A 16,082-nucleotide genomic window follows, 5' to 3' on the forward strand; every position below is an offset into this window, starting at 1 on the left:
CTTTGCATCATACAATATTGGTAATCTTGGATACATGGACAACAGTGAAAAAAACACCGCACCGATGACAGTTGATCTGACGAACTGTGACCGTGAACCCATTCACTTATTGGGTAATATCCAACCTTTTGGGTGCTTCATTGCACTACGCTCAGATTGGATGGTGGCCTATTGTTCTGAGAATGTGAATCATTATTTGGGGCAGGATGCACAAGATGTCATCGGTAGCGCACTAAAAAACTGGTTCGATAGTACCACCATGCACAGTATACGTACGGCTTTACAGTCAGCGATTATCACTGGGCGAAACGAACGTATTTTTGATCAAAAGATTGCCGAAACTGGCTTAGATATTGATATATCTGTGCATCACAATGGTCAATTTATCATTGTAGAGTGCGAAGCGTTCAACGATCAGCGTACACCCGATGTGCAGTTTGTGCGCTCCTTGCTTACCCAATTTTATTGTGCCAACGATAGCCAGGCACTCATCGAAATGGTTACCCAACAACTGCAATTAATAACCGGTTACGACAGGGTTATGGTTTATCGCTTTTTACCTGATGGGGCCGGCGAGGTCATTGCAGAGAGTAAACAGTATGATGTGTCTTCGTATTTAGGCTTACGGTATCCCGCTTCAGATATCCCCAAACAAGCGCGCAAACTGTACGTAAAAAATTTACTTCGCGTGATTGGCGATGTAGACGCTACGGTAGTACCCATTTTGCCCCCTAATCGCCATGCAGAAGAGCAGGTGGATTTGTCGTTTTCCACGCTGCGTGCGGTATCACCAATACATATTGAATATTTAAAAAACATGGGGGTTAACGCCTCTATGTCTATTTCTATTATTGTTAACGGTAAGCTATGGGGCTTGTTTGCCTGTCATCATTACAGTGCCAAAGTGCCGTCCTATTTTCAGCGTACCGAATTAGAATTGTTTGCAGAAGTTTTTGCGCTGGAGCTTTCCTCCCGCCTTATGCAAGAGCGGGAAATAGAGAGTACCCGGGCTCGGCAGTTGCATAATAATATGATTTCAACCATGTCGTCTTCTGGCGGTTTGCTTGACAGTATTGTTGAGCAGTTCGGTGTGTTTAACGACCTGATAAACAGTGACGGTATTGCGGTTATTGTGGATGGAAAAGCAAAAAGTCGTGGCCTTGGGTTAGAAAAAGACATGCTAAAACAATTGTGTCGCCGGCTAAATACACTCTCAGCCAGCGAGGTGTCTTACATTCACTCATTGGCGGAATTTATGCCCGGTTATGAAACCGATTTACATCAGGTTGCTGGTGTGTTGGCCATTCCAATTTCGAAAACGCCACGGGACTATTTGTTGTTTTTTCGCCAAGGTGAAACGCAAACGGTCAATTGGGCGGGAAACCCGCAAAAAGCGGTGACATTAGGACCCAATGGGGGGCGTTTAACGCCTCGCAGCAGTTTTGCAGTTTGGCAACAAACCCATTCAGACAGTTGTCGTCATTGGAGCGAGCAAGAGCAACATGATGCAGAATCGTTGCGTGTAACGTTACTTGAGGTCATGATTCGGTTTGCCCAAGAACGGGAATCTATTCGACTTCAAGCGGCCAGAAAGCACGAAATCCTGATTTCAGAGCTTAACCACCGAGTGCGTAATATTCTTAATCTGGTTAATGCTGTTGTTGCCCAAACTGAAAAACAGGGTAGAACCCTTAGTGAATTTATTGGCGTTTTGACGGGGCGATTGTTTGCCTTGGCATCGGCCCATGATCAGCTTACCGCGTCCCAATGGTCAGATGTATCTTTTAAATCCTTGTTGGAAACAGAGATACAGGCCTATGTGAATACTTTCAACAAAATCGAGTTAATTGGTGATGAGGTCAGGCTCTCTCCGTATGCCGCCACGCCATTGGTGTTGGTGTTTCATGAAATGTTTACCAATGCGGCCAAATACGGCGCGTTGTCTGATAATCTGGGCCATGGCCTAGTACGTTTGACATGGTCTGTAAGTCAACGTGGTGAACTTCTTATTACATGGGAAGAAACGGGTGGGCCGCCTGTTGTGCCACCGCAACGGGAAAGCTTTGGGATGACGTTAATTAGAACCGTGATGCCCCATGAGTTAGATGGCGACGTGGATATCCAATTTGCGCCTGATGGGATAAAAGGAACCTTCCGTCTTCCTCGGCGTCATTTGTCCTTCGACGACCTGGCAAAGAGTGAACAGAATGAAACGCTATCTGCGCCGTTAAAAAGTCATCAATTACCTGATAATGCATTGGTGGTAGAAGACAGCCTGATAATTGCGTTGGATCTGCAAAAACGATTAACCCGCATGGGGATTGCCCATGTTGATATTGCTGGCAGTATCGAGCAAGCCAAGAGCAAAATAAGTCAATGTTTGCCATCGTTGGCGCTATTTGATGTGCATTTAGGGAATGAAACAACCTTGGCATTGATTAAAGAGTTAAAGATGAAAAAGGTGCCGGTGGTCATTATTAGTGGATATGGTGAGGATTTAGTATTACCTTCAGAACTACAAGATGTACCACTGCTGACCAAACCGGTTGGTGATACCAGTCTTACGGCGACATTAGCGTCTATTTTGATGAAACAGACTGGTCTATAGGACGTGCCTATGAACTTGTTAGATAGCAAACGAGTGCTGGTAGTAGAAGATACGACTATTGCCGCTACATATTTAGCCAGAGAACTGACTAAAATGGGCGCTGACGTGGTGGGAATCGCTCGCTCAGAACAACAAGCGGTGGCGATGGCTGCTGATTTGAAACCAGAGCTGATCATGATGGATATTCATCTTGCCGAAGGCGGCAGTGGTATCTCTGCGGCACAACAAATCAGTGAAAATCATCATATTCCACTCATTTATACCACGTCATTTTCTGATGATGCCACTTTAGGTCGCGCATTAGAAACCGCTCCCTACGGCTATATTGTTAAACCCTTTGATGCCAAAGCCATTAAAGTATGCTGCGAAACGGCACTTAAACGTTTTGCCTTAGAGCAGTCGATGACTGGCACAGAAGAACGATTTAAAGTGGCCGCCGAGGCCGCGCATTGTGGTATTACGGACCTACATGAAACCGGTTCTCACTTTATGTTTTCTGGGGTGGAAAGTTTTCGTCATCGATTAGGTGCGGCCACAGATATCCCATACCCTGTTTTTTTAACGCTATTTGATCCCTCAGATAGAGCGCAGGTTGAGTCACAACTATCTACCAATACCTCGTTTCGGCAAAACCTGCCCCTGTTAGACGGTAGTAAGAATGCGTGGTTGGATGTTATTTTTAGTGATATTCAAATTGTTGATGGTGTGGTGAAGATCGGTGCCATTGTTGATGTAACGGAAAAGCCTCGTTCGCAAAGAAAGCTACAGCTGTCTAACGTTATTTTAGAGCACCTTGCCGAAGCGGTAGCGATTATAGATTCGAATTGTAACCTGGTTAAGGCAAGCGCCGCTTTTCTTCGCTTTTTAGGCCAACCGGACTCCGTTGTCGAAGGGGAAAATTTACTTGATCACCCTATAACCAAAAGCTTGTTCGCCTCGTTTACGTTACAAGGCACTCCTACCATTCAGCGCCACAAAGTCAGCCTTGATGTTGATGATGGCGCATCTTTTGACGCCTTCGTCACGCTAACGCCGTTAGTGCAATGGGACACTAGTACGCAGTGGGTGATCACAGTTTCCGATTTTAGTGGGCTAGCCAGCGCCGAACAAAAACTTGAACAAATGGCGTTTACTGATCCCCTTACCGGGGCCGGTAATCGTAATTACCTAAAACTGGTACTCAATGAAAGCCTCTTTACCGCTGGGATCCAATCTTTACTTTTTCTTGATCTAGATGGTTTTAAACAGGTTAACGATAGCTATGGCCATGATGTTGGCGACGCGCTGTTAAAAGTATGTGCTAAGCGCATTAAAGCGGTTATTCGCGATAGTGATTCCTTAGTGAGGCATGGCGGTGATGAATTTATTGTGCTGGTGCAACATTCTGCTGATACCAGTATGTTAGCCGAACGTATTTTGCAGGCGGTCAACAAGCCGGCGACTTGCAAGAACATCCCTGTTACCGTGAGCGCAAGTATCGGTATTGCCGATGCCGCGTTAGGCAACAGCGCAGAAGCGTTGCTGCGACACGCTGATGTGGCCATGTATGAGGCGAAAAGTCAGGGCAAAAATAAGGTTGTGACCTACACGCCGGGACATAGCGAAGCCGTGGAATACCGTTTGTTTGTGGAGCAGGGCTTGTACGATGCCATTTTGAAAAAGGATTTGTACGCCAGTTTCCAGCCAATCGTCAATCTAAATGGGGATGTTTGTGGATTGGAGGCCCTGTGTCGCTGGCGGGGAGAGGACGTGGTGGATATCTCACCGGATATCTTCATTCCGGTTGCCGAGGAGTCGGGGTTAATCAATGCCTTGGGCCTTAAAATGCTGCGAGAAGTCTGTATTGCTCGCGCGCTCTTGGCAGAAAAAGGCTTCGGTCACATTAAGATTCATGTCAATGTGTCATTGCTGCAATTAGCGACGCCATCACTGGTAGAGCAGTTTGTTACCTACCTTGCGGATTTCAATATTCCAGCTTCTGCCATTGTTATTGAAGTAAAAGAGCAATCCCTTTGCGATCCTGGGGCTAAGCGTGTCGTTAATGCACTGGTAGACACGGGGTTTAATGTCGCCTTAGATAACTTTGGCCGTGGACAGGTTGATGTGTCGGCGCTACTGGATAATTCGGTATCTATAGTTAAATTTGATGGTAGTGTTTTTGAACGTTTAGAAAGTGAAAAGAATAAAATCCTTATCCAGACTTTGGTGGGGTTGTGCAAAAAACTCGGAAAAACAGTGATATTTGGCGGTGTAGAAACCCAAGAACAGGGCCGTTTTGCCAAAGAACTCGGCAGCGACTACCTTCAAGGCTTTTTGTATGGTGAAGCAAAAAGCTTAACTGAATCGATGCAGATCGTCAGCGGTAAACAAATAGCAATGCAGCCATAAATAGTCATGGCCTTTGCTTCATTCACGTTTTTGCCGTACGTATTGGCATGCTGTCATATCAATGGGTGTGACTGCCGGGGCAGCAAAAATGGTAGGACATTGCATTTGTTGTAGCGCGTTAAACAACTGCTGTGGTTGGGTGGACGCTACACTGTAAAGGCATCGGTTATGATCCACTTCCAAAAAGATAACGTCACAATGGTTGTGGCTTATGTCGGTGGTAAGTACTGAAATAAAGTCTATTGCCTGATCGCTATAACGTGTAAAAGCATTCGTTTCTGCGTAAGAAAACAATCCGCTTTGCCATGGGAAATTCACCTCTAAGACACTTCCTTGTACCGTTTTAAGGTAATGTTCAGCAAGGAACAGTTTCAACATACGGTGGTTAAAACTGATGTTTTCCGTTGTATCAAAGCGTGGGGGGAACCGGCTCTCTGGAGCCTGCGTGAGTCTAGGTTCGTTGGCTTGTGTCATTATAATTTCGGTCTCGGCTAACAATACTCATACACGGTGGCATGATTTTCTGCATACATAGAAATGGGGAACTGATCGTAAGTTTTATCTGCGGCATCGCCAATGGTGTGTACAACAAACAAATTATTGCCTGCTTGGCCATGTTCACCAATAAAGACATTGATGAACTCGCGTACAGTGCCATGGCTTTGTTTAGAGACATCTTCGGTAATGTCGCAAGCAACTTTGTGGATCCGTGCTAAACATTCCATAAATTCATCGAGTAGGGCGCGCAGATTCACCTTGGCCGGTGTCTCTTTCAAGACGGATGCGCGAAAGTCGGTGGGGCCGCCAAGGTAATCACGTTCTATAAACGCCTGTAACGAATACGCCCGTTTATGTTCGCAAGATTCGTCTACCACACAACTGTCAATTTGCACGGTATGAACGCTTAAGCCGTAATAGGAGACATATTCATACAAGCTATCTACAAACCGGTAAGTAAAGGTCTGTTGATATTCAAGCTCCATCCGCTGTGTCACCTGATTGACCTGCTCTCTGTCGTGGGGAACACAGGCCTGTACGTGACGTTTTAGCTGCGCGGTGTAGGTTCTTGCGCTTAAGATAAAGTTGTTCACAGACGCGTTGAGTTTATTTTTCGCGTTGTTCATTACCTCTACCGATGCCTGCTCTCTATAACAGGCGAGTAGTTCATCTAGCGCTTGCTTGATCAGGATATAATTTGACCGCACCAGGTGGTATTTATGCTTAATAGCGTATTCAGACGATAATCTCTTACGCGCTCTTTTCAATTCTTTGAATTGGGGTTCGTCTAAATGCATAAATGAACCTTGGCTGTGCGACGTGATAAAGTATTTTGAATCCATTTCAAACTTTCAGATTTCGTGCATTGAATAAGCAGATTATCATGCTCTTGGGTGGGGTATAAACTATTTTGCTGTTCCTAAGCGGATAATCTGTTTGCTGGTGGTCGTGGGCAACTCCTCGTATACTAGGTCATTTGTGTCATACCAGAGAGCAACATGTTTCCAAATACCATTACCGAGCACTTAGCCGAGCCTGTTATCAAACAGGTGAAGTCCCTTACCGGTGAAGAACGTAGTGTATTGTTTTTTCAATACTGTTTAAAAGCAAGCCAGGTGTGGTTAGCGAAAAATGACAATGGTTTTATTATGATTGATAGTCCACAAGGGCTGTTATTGCCCGTGTGGCCCCACCGTGATTTAGTCGCGACGTGGGAAAGTTCAGCACTAGGTACTGTTGAGGCAAGTTGTGTTTCAGTCACCGATTTTATGTCGCTTTGGTTACCTGGCATGGAGAACAATAATACCGGTATCTGTATATTCCCGATGACGCCGGAAGATGCTGGAATAGGTATGTCTGCCGCCGATCTTAAAGCCAGTTTTGAAGAGGAACTGGCTTGAGTGGGCTTGGCTTTTCCCATACGTTGGGCGATAAAATAAAAGCCGCCAAAGGGTGGGATCTGGCCATGCGTGAATTGATGCTGGCATCAAAAACGCTACCTGAATTAGCCTGTTGTGATCGCACAGATGAAAACAAGGTGGCGGGGTGTCAAAGTCAGGTGTGGCTGGCGTTTAATACAACGGAGGCCAAATTTCAGGCTTGGTCTGATGCAAAAATTATTCGCGGGGTATTGGCTGTGCTGCTTGAAGTCGCCAATTCCCACCCTCAGGCAATAACGGCTCAGACTTACATTAATTACATGCAAGAGATTGGACTCCATCGTCATTTAAGCCAGTCACGGGCGAATGGGATCACCGCAGTTATTCATCGCCTTTGTTCCGTTCATCCTCGTCCGTAGTGAGGGGAGTTTCTTTCATACCAGGGCGATTTTTGGCTTCAATCCATTGACTCATGTATTGGGTAGCGCGCAGGCTATGATGCCAAAGCATGCCCTGTGCAAAATGCTGCTGTCGCATAGACTCAATATTCAATAAGTCGCTTTTTACCCTGCCAAGTAATACCTGTTTGTGTTTTTGATCATCAAATTGCTGTTCGACTAGCTCGTTACCCCATTGTCTGGCTTTTTCCCACTGAGCTTTGTCTTGATACAAGGCAACGGCCCCTTCCACAAATGCGCTTTCGTTATCGGCCACAATACCTGGCCACATAGTACGATAGGGTACAATTCCTTCCGAGCCCAAAGGGGAGGTAACCGACGGCGTACCACAACGCATAGCTAAAACCAGTTTTCCTTTTATGCCTGCGCCAAAACGTAAGGGGGCAAGCATGACGCGGTGAGCATTCACGGTAGAGGTAGCGTCTTTCGCCCAACCATGCACATAAAACCCTTTTTTGGGGTTATGCAATACCATGGCTTTTTTAGGCGGGTATGCACCGTAAATATGCAGTTTAGCATCAGCAATTTTGCGTTGAATGTGAGGCCAAATCTTTTGTAATTGCACCACCGCGTCCCAATTGGGAGGGTGGCGAAAATTACCGATAAAGACAAAGCCTTCTTTTTCTTCAAAGTGCTTCTGGGCGATTGGAGGTATACCGGTAAGCAGAGGCAGAAGTAATAATTGTGATTGTGGTACCTGATACACCTCATGTAGTAATTGGTATTCGTTTTGAGATATCACCAGGGTAAGATCACAACGCAAAATCGCGGCAATTTCCCGGTAGTGGATATCACTGTGGCAAGGTGCTTTGGCGGTGGGCAATGTATCCCCGGTTTTCACACTTTGTTGTCTGGCGTGACGTACGCTGTGTAAATCTTCAGTATTTAGAATACGCATTGCCTGCGGACAGGCTTGGTAGACCCGAGCGGAAAATTGCTCTTCTACCATAAAGCGGTCAAATATCACAACATCTGGACGTAGTTGCGCAATGCGCTCATCAAACCGTCGACAGTTTAATTGCACGGTTTCGGTGGCGACTCCCATGCTACTCAGATCCGCAGCCATGTCGGAAGGCCCCGCCGTAGACATAAATATAATTTGCCAATTAGCCTGACAAAAGGTGTCGATGATCCCCATCATATTTTGGCCTGCGGCAGATGAGTTAGGTTCTGGCCACACGCTACCTATAATGACGAGTGAGGGGGAAGATGGGCGGATATCGTTTGTCGTCACAGAAGTTAAACCTTTAAAATCGAAAGCGGGCAAATGCTACCAGATTTCTGTTCATAGGGTGTTGTTGTTTTTATCTCCAGTCAGTCGCCCAATATGGAGGTATCGGTTGCGTCGTTCACCTAATTCACGACATAATTGCAGCCATCAATGTTATAAAGTAATAACACGGCGGGAACGCCACTTGGTATGGTAGACTTTAGGTTAGAGTTATGTCTTGCAATGGAATTGTATTGGCATAACTGATCTAATTAGCCTATACAATTAGAAGCGAGCGAGAAAAAGGATTATTTACGTTTTACATCATTCACAATGAAAAACGGGGTGGGGTTAATGAAAGCCAATGATATTGCAGAAAAGGCCACGGATATATTCGTGTTGCCTGAAGCTGTCACTCGATTGAAAGAATGCATGGATGACAGCGCTGCAAGTATTGATGATATTGCTGAAGTGATTGCCTTTGATCCTGGCTTAACCTCACAGATGCTTAAGGTTGCCAATAGCGCACTCTATCGCTTTCCCAACAAAATCGAAACCATCAGTAAAGCATTGCAAGTTATCGGAACCCGCTCTGCATACGATCTCGCACTGGCTTATGGCATCACCCACGCTTTTAATGATATCGATGCCAAAATTATCGATTTAGATAAATTTTGGGAACAAAGCGTAAGTTGCGCATTATTAGCAAAATATTTTGCTGAGACTCGGCGTATCCGTGAACCCGAACGTTTGTTCGTAAGTGGTTTACTTCACAATGTTGGTGAATTGGTGATGGTATCCCAAATGCCCCACGAAGCTAAACGTTGTCTGGCATTTAATGCCAGAGTGAGTCCAGCGGAATTGCAACAAGCCATTCTCGGTTTTACCTACGCAGAATTATCCGCTGCTTTAGTACGAAAATGGAAGATTCCGGAAGCAATTATCCGTCCCGTGTCGCTGATCCACGATGTGGACAACGGTATTGAAGATGAGGACGTCCAAATTCTGCAACTTAGTTATGTGTTGGCCTTGGACAATGTAAACCCAGAAGTTTACCCCAGTTATAATAATCTTATTCCTGAACTGCACGAACGTTTAACGTTGAAGCGAGAAGATTTAGAAGATGCATTGGATATCACAAATCTACAGTGTATCAGCGTGATGTCGTTGTTTAACCCCAATTCATTTATCTTGTACTAACGAAGTAGGCTTCTATCCGAGGGCGGTTAGTCAAACACCGCCACTGTTTGTCTGCTAAGTGCAATCACATCATTGTATTGATTCCAAATGGTAGCTTCGGTGTGGCTGTAGCCATTACCTGCTTGTCGGGTTTCTGCCTTATAGGCAAACCACGCATTTGAGGGGACTTCCTGATGGGGATGCAAAAATTCCAGATTCCAACTGACTGTACTTGCTGGCGCGGGCCAGCGAAGCTGCTGTAAAATTGTGGGTGGCCAGGCATCGATCATGGAAATCAAATGAGCATCGCTGATGTATTGCGGTGGCTTTTTGTAACGTATAAAACCATGATAAGCACTGTCTTTGTGGCCAAGAAAAGGCATCCCGCCTTTTTCAATTGCAAGTTCAAAATGTTGAAAGAATTTGGGGGTAACCTTAGGTATTAAGGGAATGAATTTTGCCTTTTTCGGCTCATCCATGCCGTGCATATCAGTGCTCGCGATGTGAATTTTTGATTTTCTTCCTTGACCAAAACAGGCTTGAACAAACACGCATACACGGTGGTTTTGCACAATTTGTGCGGTGAAGTGAGATACATTTTTGCCGCTTCTTAAACAGTTAACCTCAACGGTAAAGGGGAAATCCACCTGTAGTGGGCCCACAAAGTTGGTAGTATATGCCCGTAATACTCGCTCGTCGGTCACTTGGCTGACTATCGCTTGATATATCATGCCCGCAGAAATGCCACCAAACGCAGTACGACCTTGTGACCACGATTTTGGTATCAGACGAGGTTCGCTTCGCCATTGTTGCGGGCCTATTTCCTTCATATCAGGTGGGGTAAGCAATTCGTCTATATGCATAACACTTCTGGTCGGATGAGTTTTGTATTATGCTAACAGAGAAATGGCTCACCACCAATTTCTATCGAAAATTATATCCACCGGCCTTCATTAAAAGGATGAATGTGTGACCACAGTACACTTTGCCCACGCCAATGGTTTTCCTGCGGGGAGTTATCAAACTTTATTCACAGCGCTCCCCTCTGACTGGACAATACTGGCTAAGCCTCAGTTCGGGCATAATCAGGCATTTCCAGTCTCTAATAACTGGACACATCAAGGTGATGAGTTGCTCGCGTATGTCACTGAGAAAGTGGGTGATACCCCGGTGTATTTAGTGGGGCACTCTTTTGGTGCCGTACTTTCTTATATTAGTGCCTGTGGGGATCCCGAGCGCGTCAAAGGGGTGATCATGCTTGATCCTCCTTTAATTTATGGGCCAACTCGTTTCTTACTTCAAGGCGCTAAAATACTGGGGCTCATGGACAAGATAACACCGGCTAAACTGGCTAAATTGCGGCGCACACATTGGTGCGATGACGATGATATCGTAGGATACTTTGCCTCAAAGAAACTTTTTAAAGAGATGGATAAACGCTGTATAAAGGATTACGTGGCCAGTGGCACCGCCGTGAAGGGAACCCAGCGAAAGTTAACATTTAGTCGGCATGTGGAAGCAGATATCTTTCGCCATTTACCCCATAACCTTCGCCAATATCGCGGTAAGCTAAGTTGTCCTGGACATATTATCGTGGGGGCTCAGTCGGATGTAACACGGAAAAAAGAAGTCAAGTTGTTCGCCCGTCATAATCACCTACAGGTAAGCCAGATTGAAGGCGGACATATGTTCGTGTTGGAACAACCTGAAGCGGTGGCTGCAATGATTACAGCCACAATTAACCGATGGGAAGAAACTATATACTGAGACTGCCTACCGGCATACCTAACATTTCGCGGGTAACCAGTACCACCCCTTTGTCAGATACTCTAAAGCCTCTCGCTCGATCCTCATCATGATTGAAGCCAATAACCGTGCCTTCGGGAACCACACAGCCACGATCAATCACTACTTTTTTCAGGCGACAGTGACGCATCACCTCTACGTCCGGTAAGATCACCGCTTCTTCTATATTGCTGTATGAGTGTAGGCGTACATTTGAGAAGCATAAGCTTCGTCGCAGGGTGGAACCAGAAATTATGCAACCACCTGAGACGACTGAATTAATGGCTTCGCCTCGGCGACCGTCTTCGTCCCAGACAAACTTTGCGGGTGGCAATTGTTCTTGATAAGTCCATATTGGCCATTTGCGATCATAAAGGTTTAGTTGCGGTACCGGCGCCACCATTTCCATATTGGCTTCCCAAAAAGAATCGATGGTGCCTACGTCTCGCCAATAGGCTTCATCACTTTCGGTATTTTGAAACGGATAAGCGTACACCTTGTGATCTTTAATAATGGACGGAATGATGTCTTTACCAAAATCACGTTGAGAGCCTTGTTTTTCTGAGTCACGTCTAAGTTGGTCAAAGAGGAACTCAGTATCGAAAATATAATTGCCCATCGAGGCTAAACAGCGGCTATCGTCCCCGGGCAACGGGGAAGGGGAGGCTGGTTTTTCTTCAAACCCGTGAATACGCATATTTTCATCCACAGACATTACGCCAAATGCACCTGCAGCTTCTTCAATGGGCACCGACATGCACGAAACGGTCATATGAGCGCCACTCTCTACGTGTCGAGCAAGCATAGGGCCGTAATCCATGCGGTAGATGTGGTCACCGGATAAAATCATCACGTATTTGGGAAGTTCATCACGGATAATATCAATATTTTGAAACACAGCGTCAGCGGTGCCTTCATACCAGCTATCAGAAAAGCGTTGTGATGCTGGCAGTATTTCAACCGATTCACCAAGTTCTTTCTTAAAGTGTCCCCAGCCTCTAACGAGGTGGCGAATAAGTGAATGAGATTTATACTGGGTAACAACACCAATACGCCGAATACCCGAATTTACGCAGTTTGAAAGCGGAAAGTCGATAATACGAAACTTACCGCCGAAATATAATGCTGGTTTTGCACGCCAGGTGGTCAGTTCATGCAGTCTCGATCCTTTACCTCCAGCGAGTATGAGCGCGTAGGTATTTCGAGTGAGATTACTTATATAGCGTGAACTGTTATCAGCCATGTTTTTTCTCCATGTGTTCAGCACGTTCGGCTGTGCCGGTAAGACTAATGCAATGGACATCACAAGCGAAGTCATGTTCACAAGTGATTAACTCCATATTACACAAGATTTTATTTTTAACCAGATTAGACTATGACTATTTATGGCACAGATTTTTCTTTAAACCAAGATGAATACAACAATGGCGTTTTCCTTCGTTCCGCAGAGGTTTATTAGAAAGATTTTTAACTACGCCCGTTGTCTAAAGGGTTTTTGTGAAATATAGGTTGAGCATGTGATCATTAAATTCATTAATTTGGTGCAACAGAATCGGTGTCAATGATGTTTAATTCGACGCTGATTTGGGATGTTCGCGTCAGTTATGGCTGAAATTGTAAAATAAATGTTATATATTTGATGTGCGCAGATTATAGGGGAAAGGCATGAAATGGTTAAAAAAGAGCATTATTTACTTTTTCGGGGCAATAGTGCTGTTGTTGTTGGTGGGGTTTATTTTGCCATCACACTATCAGGTGGAAAGAAAAATTTTAATAGAAGCACCAGCGGAAAACATTTATCCCAATGTGGTTGATTTACGGGCATGGTCGAAGTGGGGAGTGTGGTACATGCGTGATCCCAACATGGAAGTAGAATTTAGCGGCCCCGATAGAGCTATTGGTATGCTTTCTGTGTGGAAAAGCGACACCCAAGGAAGCGGTGAGATGCGGATCTCAGCGTTAAAACACAACCGTATGGTCTCCTATGATCTATATTTTCCAGAGTATGAAATGTCGTCTACTGGCACCTTTACCCTTGAGCCTGTAAAAGGCGGAACCTTAGTCACTTGGCAAGACAGTGGCGAAATGGGAACTAACCCCGTCAATCGTTATATCGGCCTCATGATGGACAGTATGATAGGACCCGATTTTGAACTCGGGTTAGAGAATCTAAAGACGGTAGTGGAAAATCAAACTTAGGCCATACTCTGCACACCAGAAAGTACGAAGCGGAGCGGTAGGTTAGAACGGTGAAATAAGTGGTATGACCTCGTAGGGGCCGCGACGATGGTCGTGGTGAGTTTTTTGCAGTAGGTCGACTTTGACATGTTAACTTACCGAAATGTCGTTTTAAATTTAGGGCTTAGAATTTACCTGTAATTGGGCAAGCTCTTCTCTACAGCGGCTTTCCACCTCATCTAATTCATTCATGAGCATCTGAATATCTTCAAGTTGTTGATGTAAATGCGCCCGTTTTTGCGCTGTCATGGTTAGCATGGCTTCCAATTGCATGGCTGAGTCGGGGTTTGAGTCATACAATTCAAATAAATTTTTGATTTCAGCAAGAGAGAAGCCCAACCTCTTACCACGTAGAATTAGCTTTAACCTGACGTGGTCTTTGTTATTGTAAATGCGGTTTTGGCCTGTTCTACGAGGGCTCAGCAATGATTGTTCTTCATAAAATCGTATTGAGCGTGGGGTGATATCGAATTCACGGGCCAGTTCCCCAATAGTGTACGTTTGTTCTTCTTGTTGATGTGACATTGTCGATGTACCTTCAATATATTTTGATAACAAGCCGTATGCGACTTGTTAAATAACTGTTTGCGTTCCAGACTTAAACATGTGACCTTCAGCAGCATGCTTACGTTAACGTAAGAGCAATTTAACGTTAAGGTAAGGCAAGAGCGACACATCGTCAATCATGATAATAATTCTATTTGTATTTTCGTAATGCGCAGGGGCATAGCCCCAGTTAGTGGTAAGCATGATTCGGACTTAATTTTCAAAAGGTAATGAGGCAATAAACTATGAGCAATGAAGCAGTAGTAATTGTAGCGGCAAAACGTACGCCAATGGGTGGCTTTAACGGAAGTCTTTCTCCAGTTCAGGCTACCGAATTAGGTGCACAAGCCATTAAAGCGACCTGTGCAGATTTGGATGTACAGGAAATTGACGAAGTGATAATGGGCTGCGTCTTACCAGCAGGGTTAGGTCAAGCACCGGCACGACAAGCAACCCTTAAAGCGGGTTTGCCTTTGTCTGCGGGCGCCATCACCTTAAACAAAGTTTGCGGCTCTGGACTAAAAGCTGTGATGTTAGCTAACGATTTAATCAAAGCCGGAAGTGCGCAGGTGGTGTTGGCAGGTGGTATGGAAAGTATGAGTAACGCGCCGTACTTGCTGCCCAAAGCCCGTTCTGGCTATCGTATGGGGCATGGACAAGTACTTGATCATATGATGCTTGATGGTTTAGAAAATGCCTATGATGGCAAAGCCATGGGCTGTTTTGCTCAGGATACCGCCGATAGCGAAGGGTTAACCCGAGAACAGATGGATGAGTTTGCACTGTCTTCTTTGTCCCGAGCCAATGATGCCATTAATAGTGGTGCTTTTGTCAGCGAAATTACCCCAGTAACAATCAGTACTCGCAAAGGCGACGTGGTTGTGGATACCGATGAAGGGCCAGGCGCTGCACGCCCAGACAAGATCCCGTCGTTACGCCCGGCATTTAAGAAGGACGGTACTGTTACCGCAGCAAATTCTAGCTCTATATCTGATGGCGCCGCTGCGCTACTGGTCATGTCAGAGTCGAAGGCAAAAGCCTTAGGCTTTTCCCCATTGGCTAAAATTGTGGCTCATGCGACTCATTCAATCGAGCCCGAGAACTTTACACTTGCCCCCGTGGGAGCAATGGAAAAAGTTTTGGAAAATGCCGGGTGGAGTAGTCATGAAGTCGACTTATGGGAAATCAATGAAGCCTTTGCCATGGTGACCATGCTTGCGGTTAAAAAGCTCGAACTGGAAAGTAGCAAAGTGAATATTCATGGCGGCGCCTGTGCTTTAGGGCATCCCATTGGTGCTTCAGGCGCGCGAATATTGGTTACCTTGTTGCATGCTTTAAAAGAGAAGGGCGGTAAAAAAGGGGTGGCATCGCTTTGCATCGGTGGCGGCGAAGGTGTTGCGCTAGCGGTAGAAATGTTTTAACCGATTGAGTTATTCCTAACAAAAAAGCAGTGGTTAACCACTGCTTTTTTGTGCCTGAATATTGATGTTACTAGCTAACATGATCATCCCACCGAGTCTGTCAATTTCCTATAAAATGTTTAAAAAACAAACTCTTTAGTGTCAGGTAACTTTACAGAACAATTTAATCACACATAGTTTATTTAAAATAATACATAAAAAACAACTAGATAGATTTTTGGTGTGAATTTTGTATGAGATTTTCCTTGCTATCGCGCAAGGAAGATATAAAAAAAGTTCGATAGCGCAATAATAATAAATTTGCAATAAATCCAGAAAGCGGGTCTTTGTCTTGTTATGCAAGAAAAAGGTAATTCCCGATGTGGCGAAAGC

At 45.1% G+C, this 16,082-nt stretch carries 14 protein-coding genes; 8 read left to right on the forward strand and 6 right to left on the reverse strand.

Going from position 1 to position 16,082, the window contains the following annotated elements:
* Window positions 1-34: 34 nt before the first annotated feature.
* The gene (locus KO501_RS12095; RefSeq protein ID WP_216029926.1) at window positions 35-2,608 is read left to right on the forward strand and encodes an HWE histidine kinase domain-containing protein; all 2,574 of its coding nucleotides are present in this window, start codon (window positions 35-37) and stop codon (window positions 2,606-2,608) included.
* Window positions 2,609-2,617: 9 nt separating this feature from the next.
* The gene (locus KO501_RS12100; RefSeq protein WP_216029927.1) at window positions 2,618-4,996 is read left to right on the forward strand and encodes an EAL domain-containing protein; all 2,379 of its coding nucleotides are present in this window, start codon (window positions 2,618-2,620) and stop codon (window positions 4,994-4,996) included.
* 18 nt (window positions 4,997-5,014) lie between these two features.
* Here KO501_RS12100 and KO501_RS12105 read toward each other — a convergent pair whose 3' ends face one another.
* Both KO501_RS12105 and KO501_RS12110 read right to left on the reverse strand, forming a co-directional pair.
* Window positions 5,015-5,470: a hypothetical protein gene (locus tag KO501_RS12105; RefSeq protein WP_216029928.1), complete on the reverse strand. Its 456-nt coding sequence runs from the start codon at window positions 5,468-5,470 to the stop codon at window positions 5,015-5,017.
* A gap of 17 nt (window positions 5,471-5,487) precedes the next feature.
* Window positions 5,488-6,291 carry a hypothetical protein gene (locus KO501_RS12110; protein ID WP_216029929.1) on the reverse strand — a complete coding sequence of 268 codons (804 nt, stop codon included), beginning with the start codon at window positions 6,289-6,291 and terminating at the stop codon, window positions 5,488-5,490.
* Between the two features lie 201 nt (window positions 6,292-6,492).
* On the opposite strand from KO501_RS12110, the gene KO501_RS12115 reads away from it, so the two are divergent.
* Together KO501_RS12115 and KO501_RS12120 are read left to right on the forward strand one after the other, a co-directional pair.
* Window positions 6,493-6,894, forward strand: a complete 402-nt coding sequence (locus KO501_RS12115; protein ID WP_216029930.1) for a DUF2750 domain-containing protein — start codon at window positions 6,493-6,495, stop codon at window positions 6,892-6,894.
* The gene (locus KO501_RS12120) at window positions 6,891-7,292 is read left to right on the forward strand and encodes a SufE family protein (protein WP_252728383.1); all 402 of its coding nucleotides are present in this window, start codon (window positions 6,891-6,893) and stop codon (window positions 7,290-7,292) included. Before KO501_RS12115 ends, KO501_RS12120 begins: the two co-directional genes overlap by 4 nt.
* Here the strand turns inward: KO501_RS12120 and KO501_RS12125 are convergent.
* Entirely contained in the window at window positions 7,255-8,565 is a 1,311-nt protein-coding gene (locus KO501_RS12125) for a glycosyltransferase (RefSeq protein WP_354667830.1), read from the reverse strand. The two genes, KO501_RS12120 and KO501_RS12125, sit on opposite strands and share 38 nt — an antisense overlap.
* A 330-nt stretch (window positions 8,566-8,895) precedes the next feature.
* Here KO501_RS12125 and KO501_RS12130 point away from each other — a divergent pair, with 330 nt between their 5' ends.
* Complete coding sequence (locus KO501_RS12130) at window positions 8,896-9,741, forward strand: HDOD domain-containing protein (protein ID WP_216029931.1); 846 nt, start codon at window positions 8,896-8,898, stop codon at window positions 9,739-9,741.
* A gap of 26 nt (window positions 9,742-9,767) precedes the next feature.
* Here the strand turns inward: KO501_RS12130 and KO501_RS12135 are convergent, their stop codons facing one another.
* Entirely contained in the window at window positions 9,768-10,583 is an 816-nt protein-coding gene (locus KO501_RS12135) for a thioesterase family protein (protein ID WP_216029932.1), read from the reverse strand.
* A 106-nt stretch (window positions 10,584-10,689) separates the two neighbouring features.
* On the opposite strand from KO501_RS12135, the gene KO501_RS12140 reads away from it, so the two are divergent.
* Entirely contained in the window at window positions 10,690-11,487 is a 798-nt protein-coding gene (locus KO501_RS12140; RefSeq protein WP_216029933.1) for an alpha/beta hydrolase, read from the forward strand.
* On the opposite strand, the gene glgC is transcribed toward KO501_RS12140, so the two are convergent.
* Window positions 11,477-12,748: a glucose-1-phosphate adenylyltransferase gene (gene glgC / locus KO501_RS12145; protein WP_216029934.1), complete on the reverse strand. Its 1,272-nt coding sequence runs from the start codon at window positions 12,746-12,748 to the stop codon at window positions 11,477-11,479. The genes KO501_RS12140 and glgC overlap by 11 nt on opposite strands.
* 422 nt (window positions 12,749-13,170) lie before the next feature.
* Between glgC and KO501_RS12150 the strand changes: the two genes are divergently transcribed.
* Entirely contained in the window at window positions 13,171-13,704 is a 534-nt protein-coding gene (locus tag KO501_RS12150) for an SRPBCC family protein (RefSeq protein ID WP_216029935.1), read from the forward strand.
* Window positions 13,705-13,860: 156 nt separating this feature from the next.
* On the opposite strand, the gene KO501_RS12155 is transcribed toward KO501_RS12150, so the two are convergent.
* A complete protein-coding gene (locus KO501_RS12155; protein WP_216029936.1) occupies window positions 13,861-14,268 on the reverse strand; it encodes a MerR family DNA-binding transcriptional regulator in 408 nt (135 codons plus the stop codon).
* Window positions 14,269-14,534: 266 nt separating this feature from the next.
* Between KO501_RS12155 and KO501_RS12160 the strand changes: the two genes are divergently transcribed.
* On the forward strand, window positions 14,535-15,710 hold the full coding sequence (locus tag KO501_RS12160; RefSeq protein ID WP_216029937.1) for a thiolase family protein: 1,176 nt from the start codon (window positions 14,535-14,537) through the stop codon (window positions 15,708-15,710).
* The last annotated feature ends 372 nt before the right edge of the window (window positions 15,711-16,082 follow it).

It is taken from the genome of Alteromonas sp. C1M14 (assembly GCF_018860965.1).
In the GTDB taxonomy this organism is placed as follows: domain Bacteria; phylum Pseudomonadota; class Gammaproteobacteria; order Enterobacterales; family Alteromonadaceae; genus Alteromonas.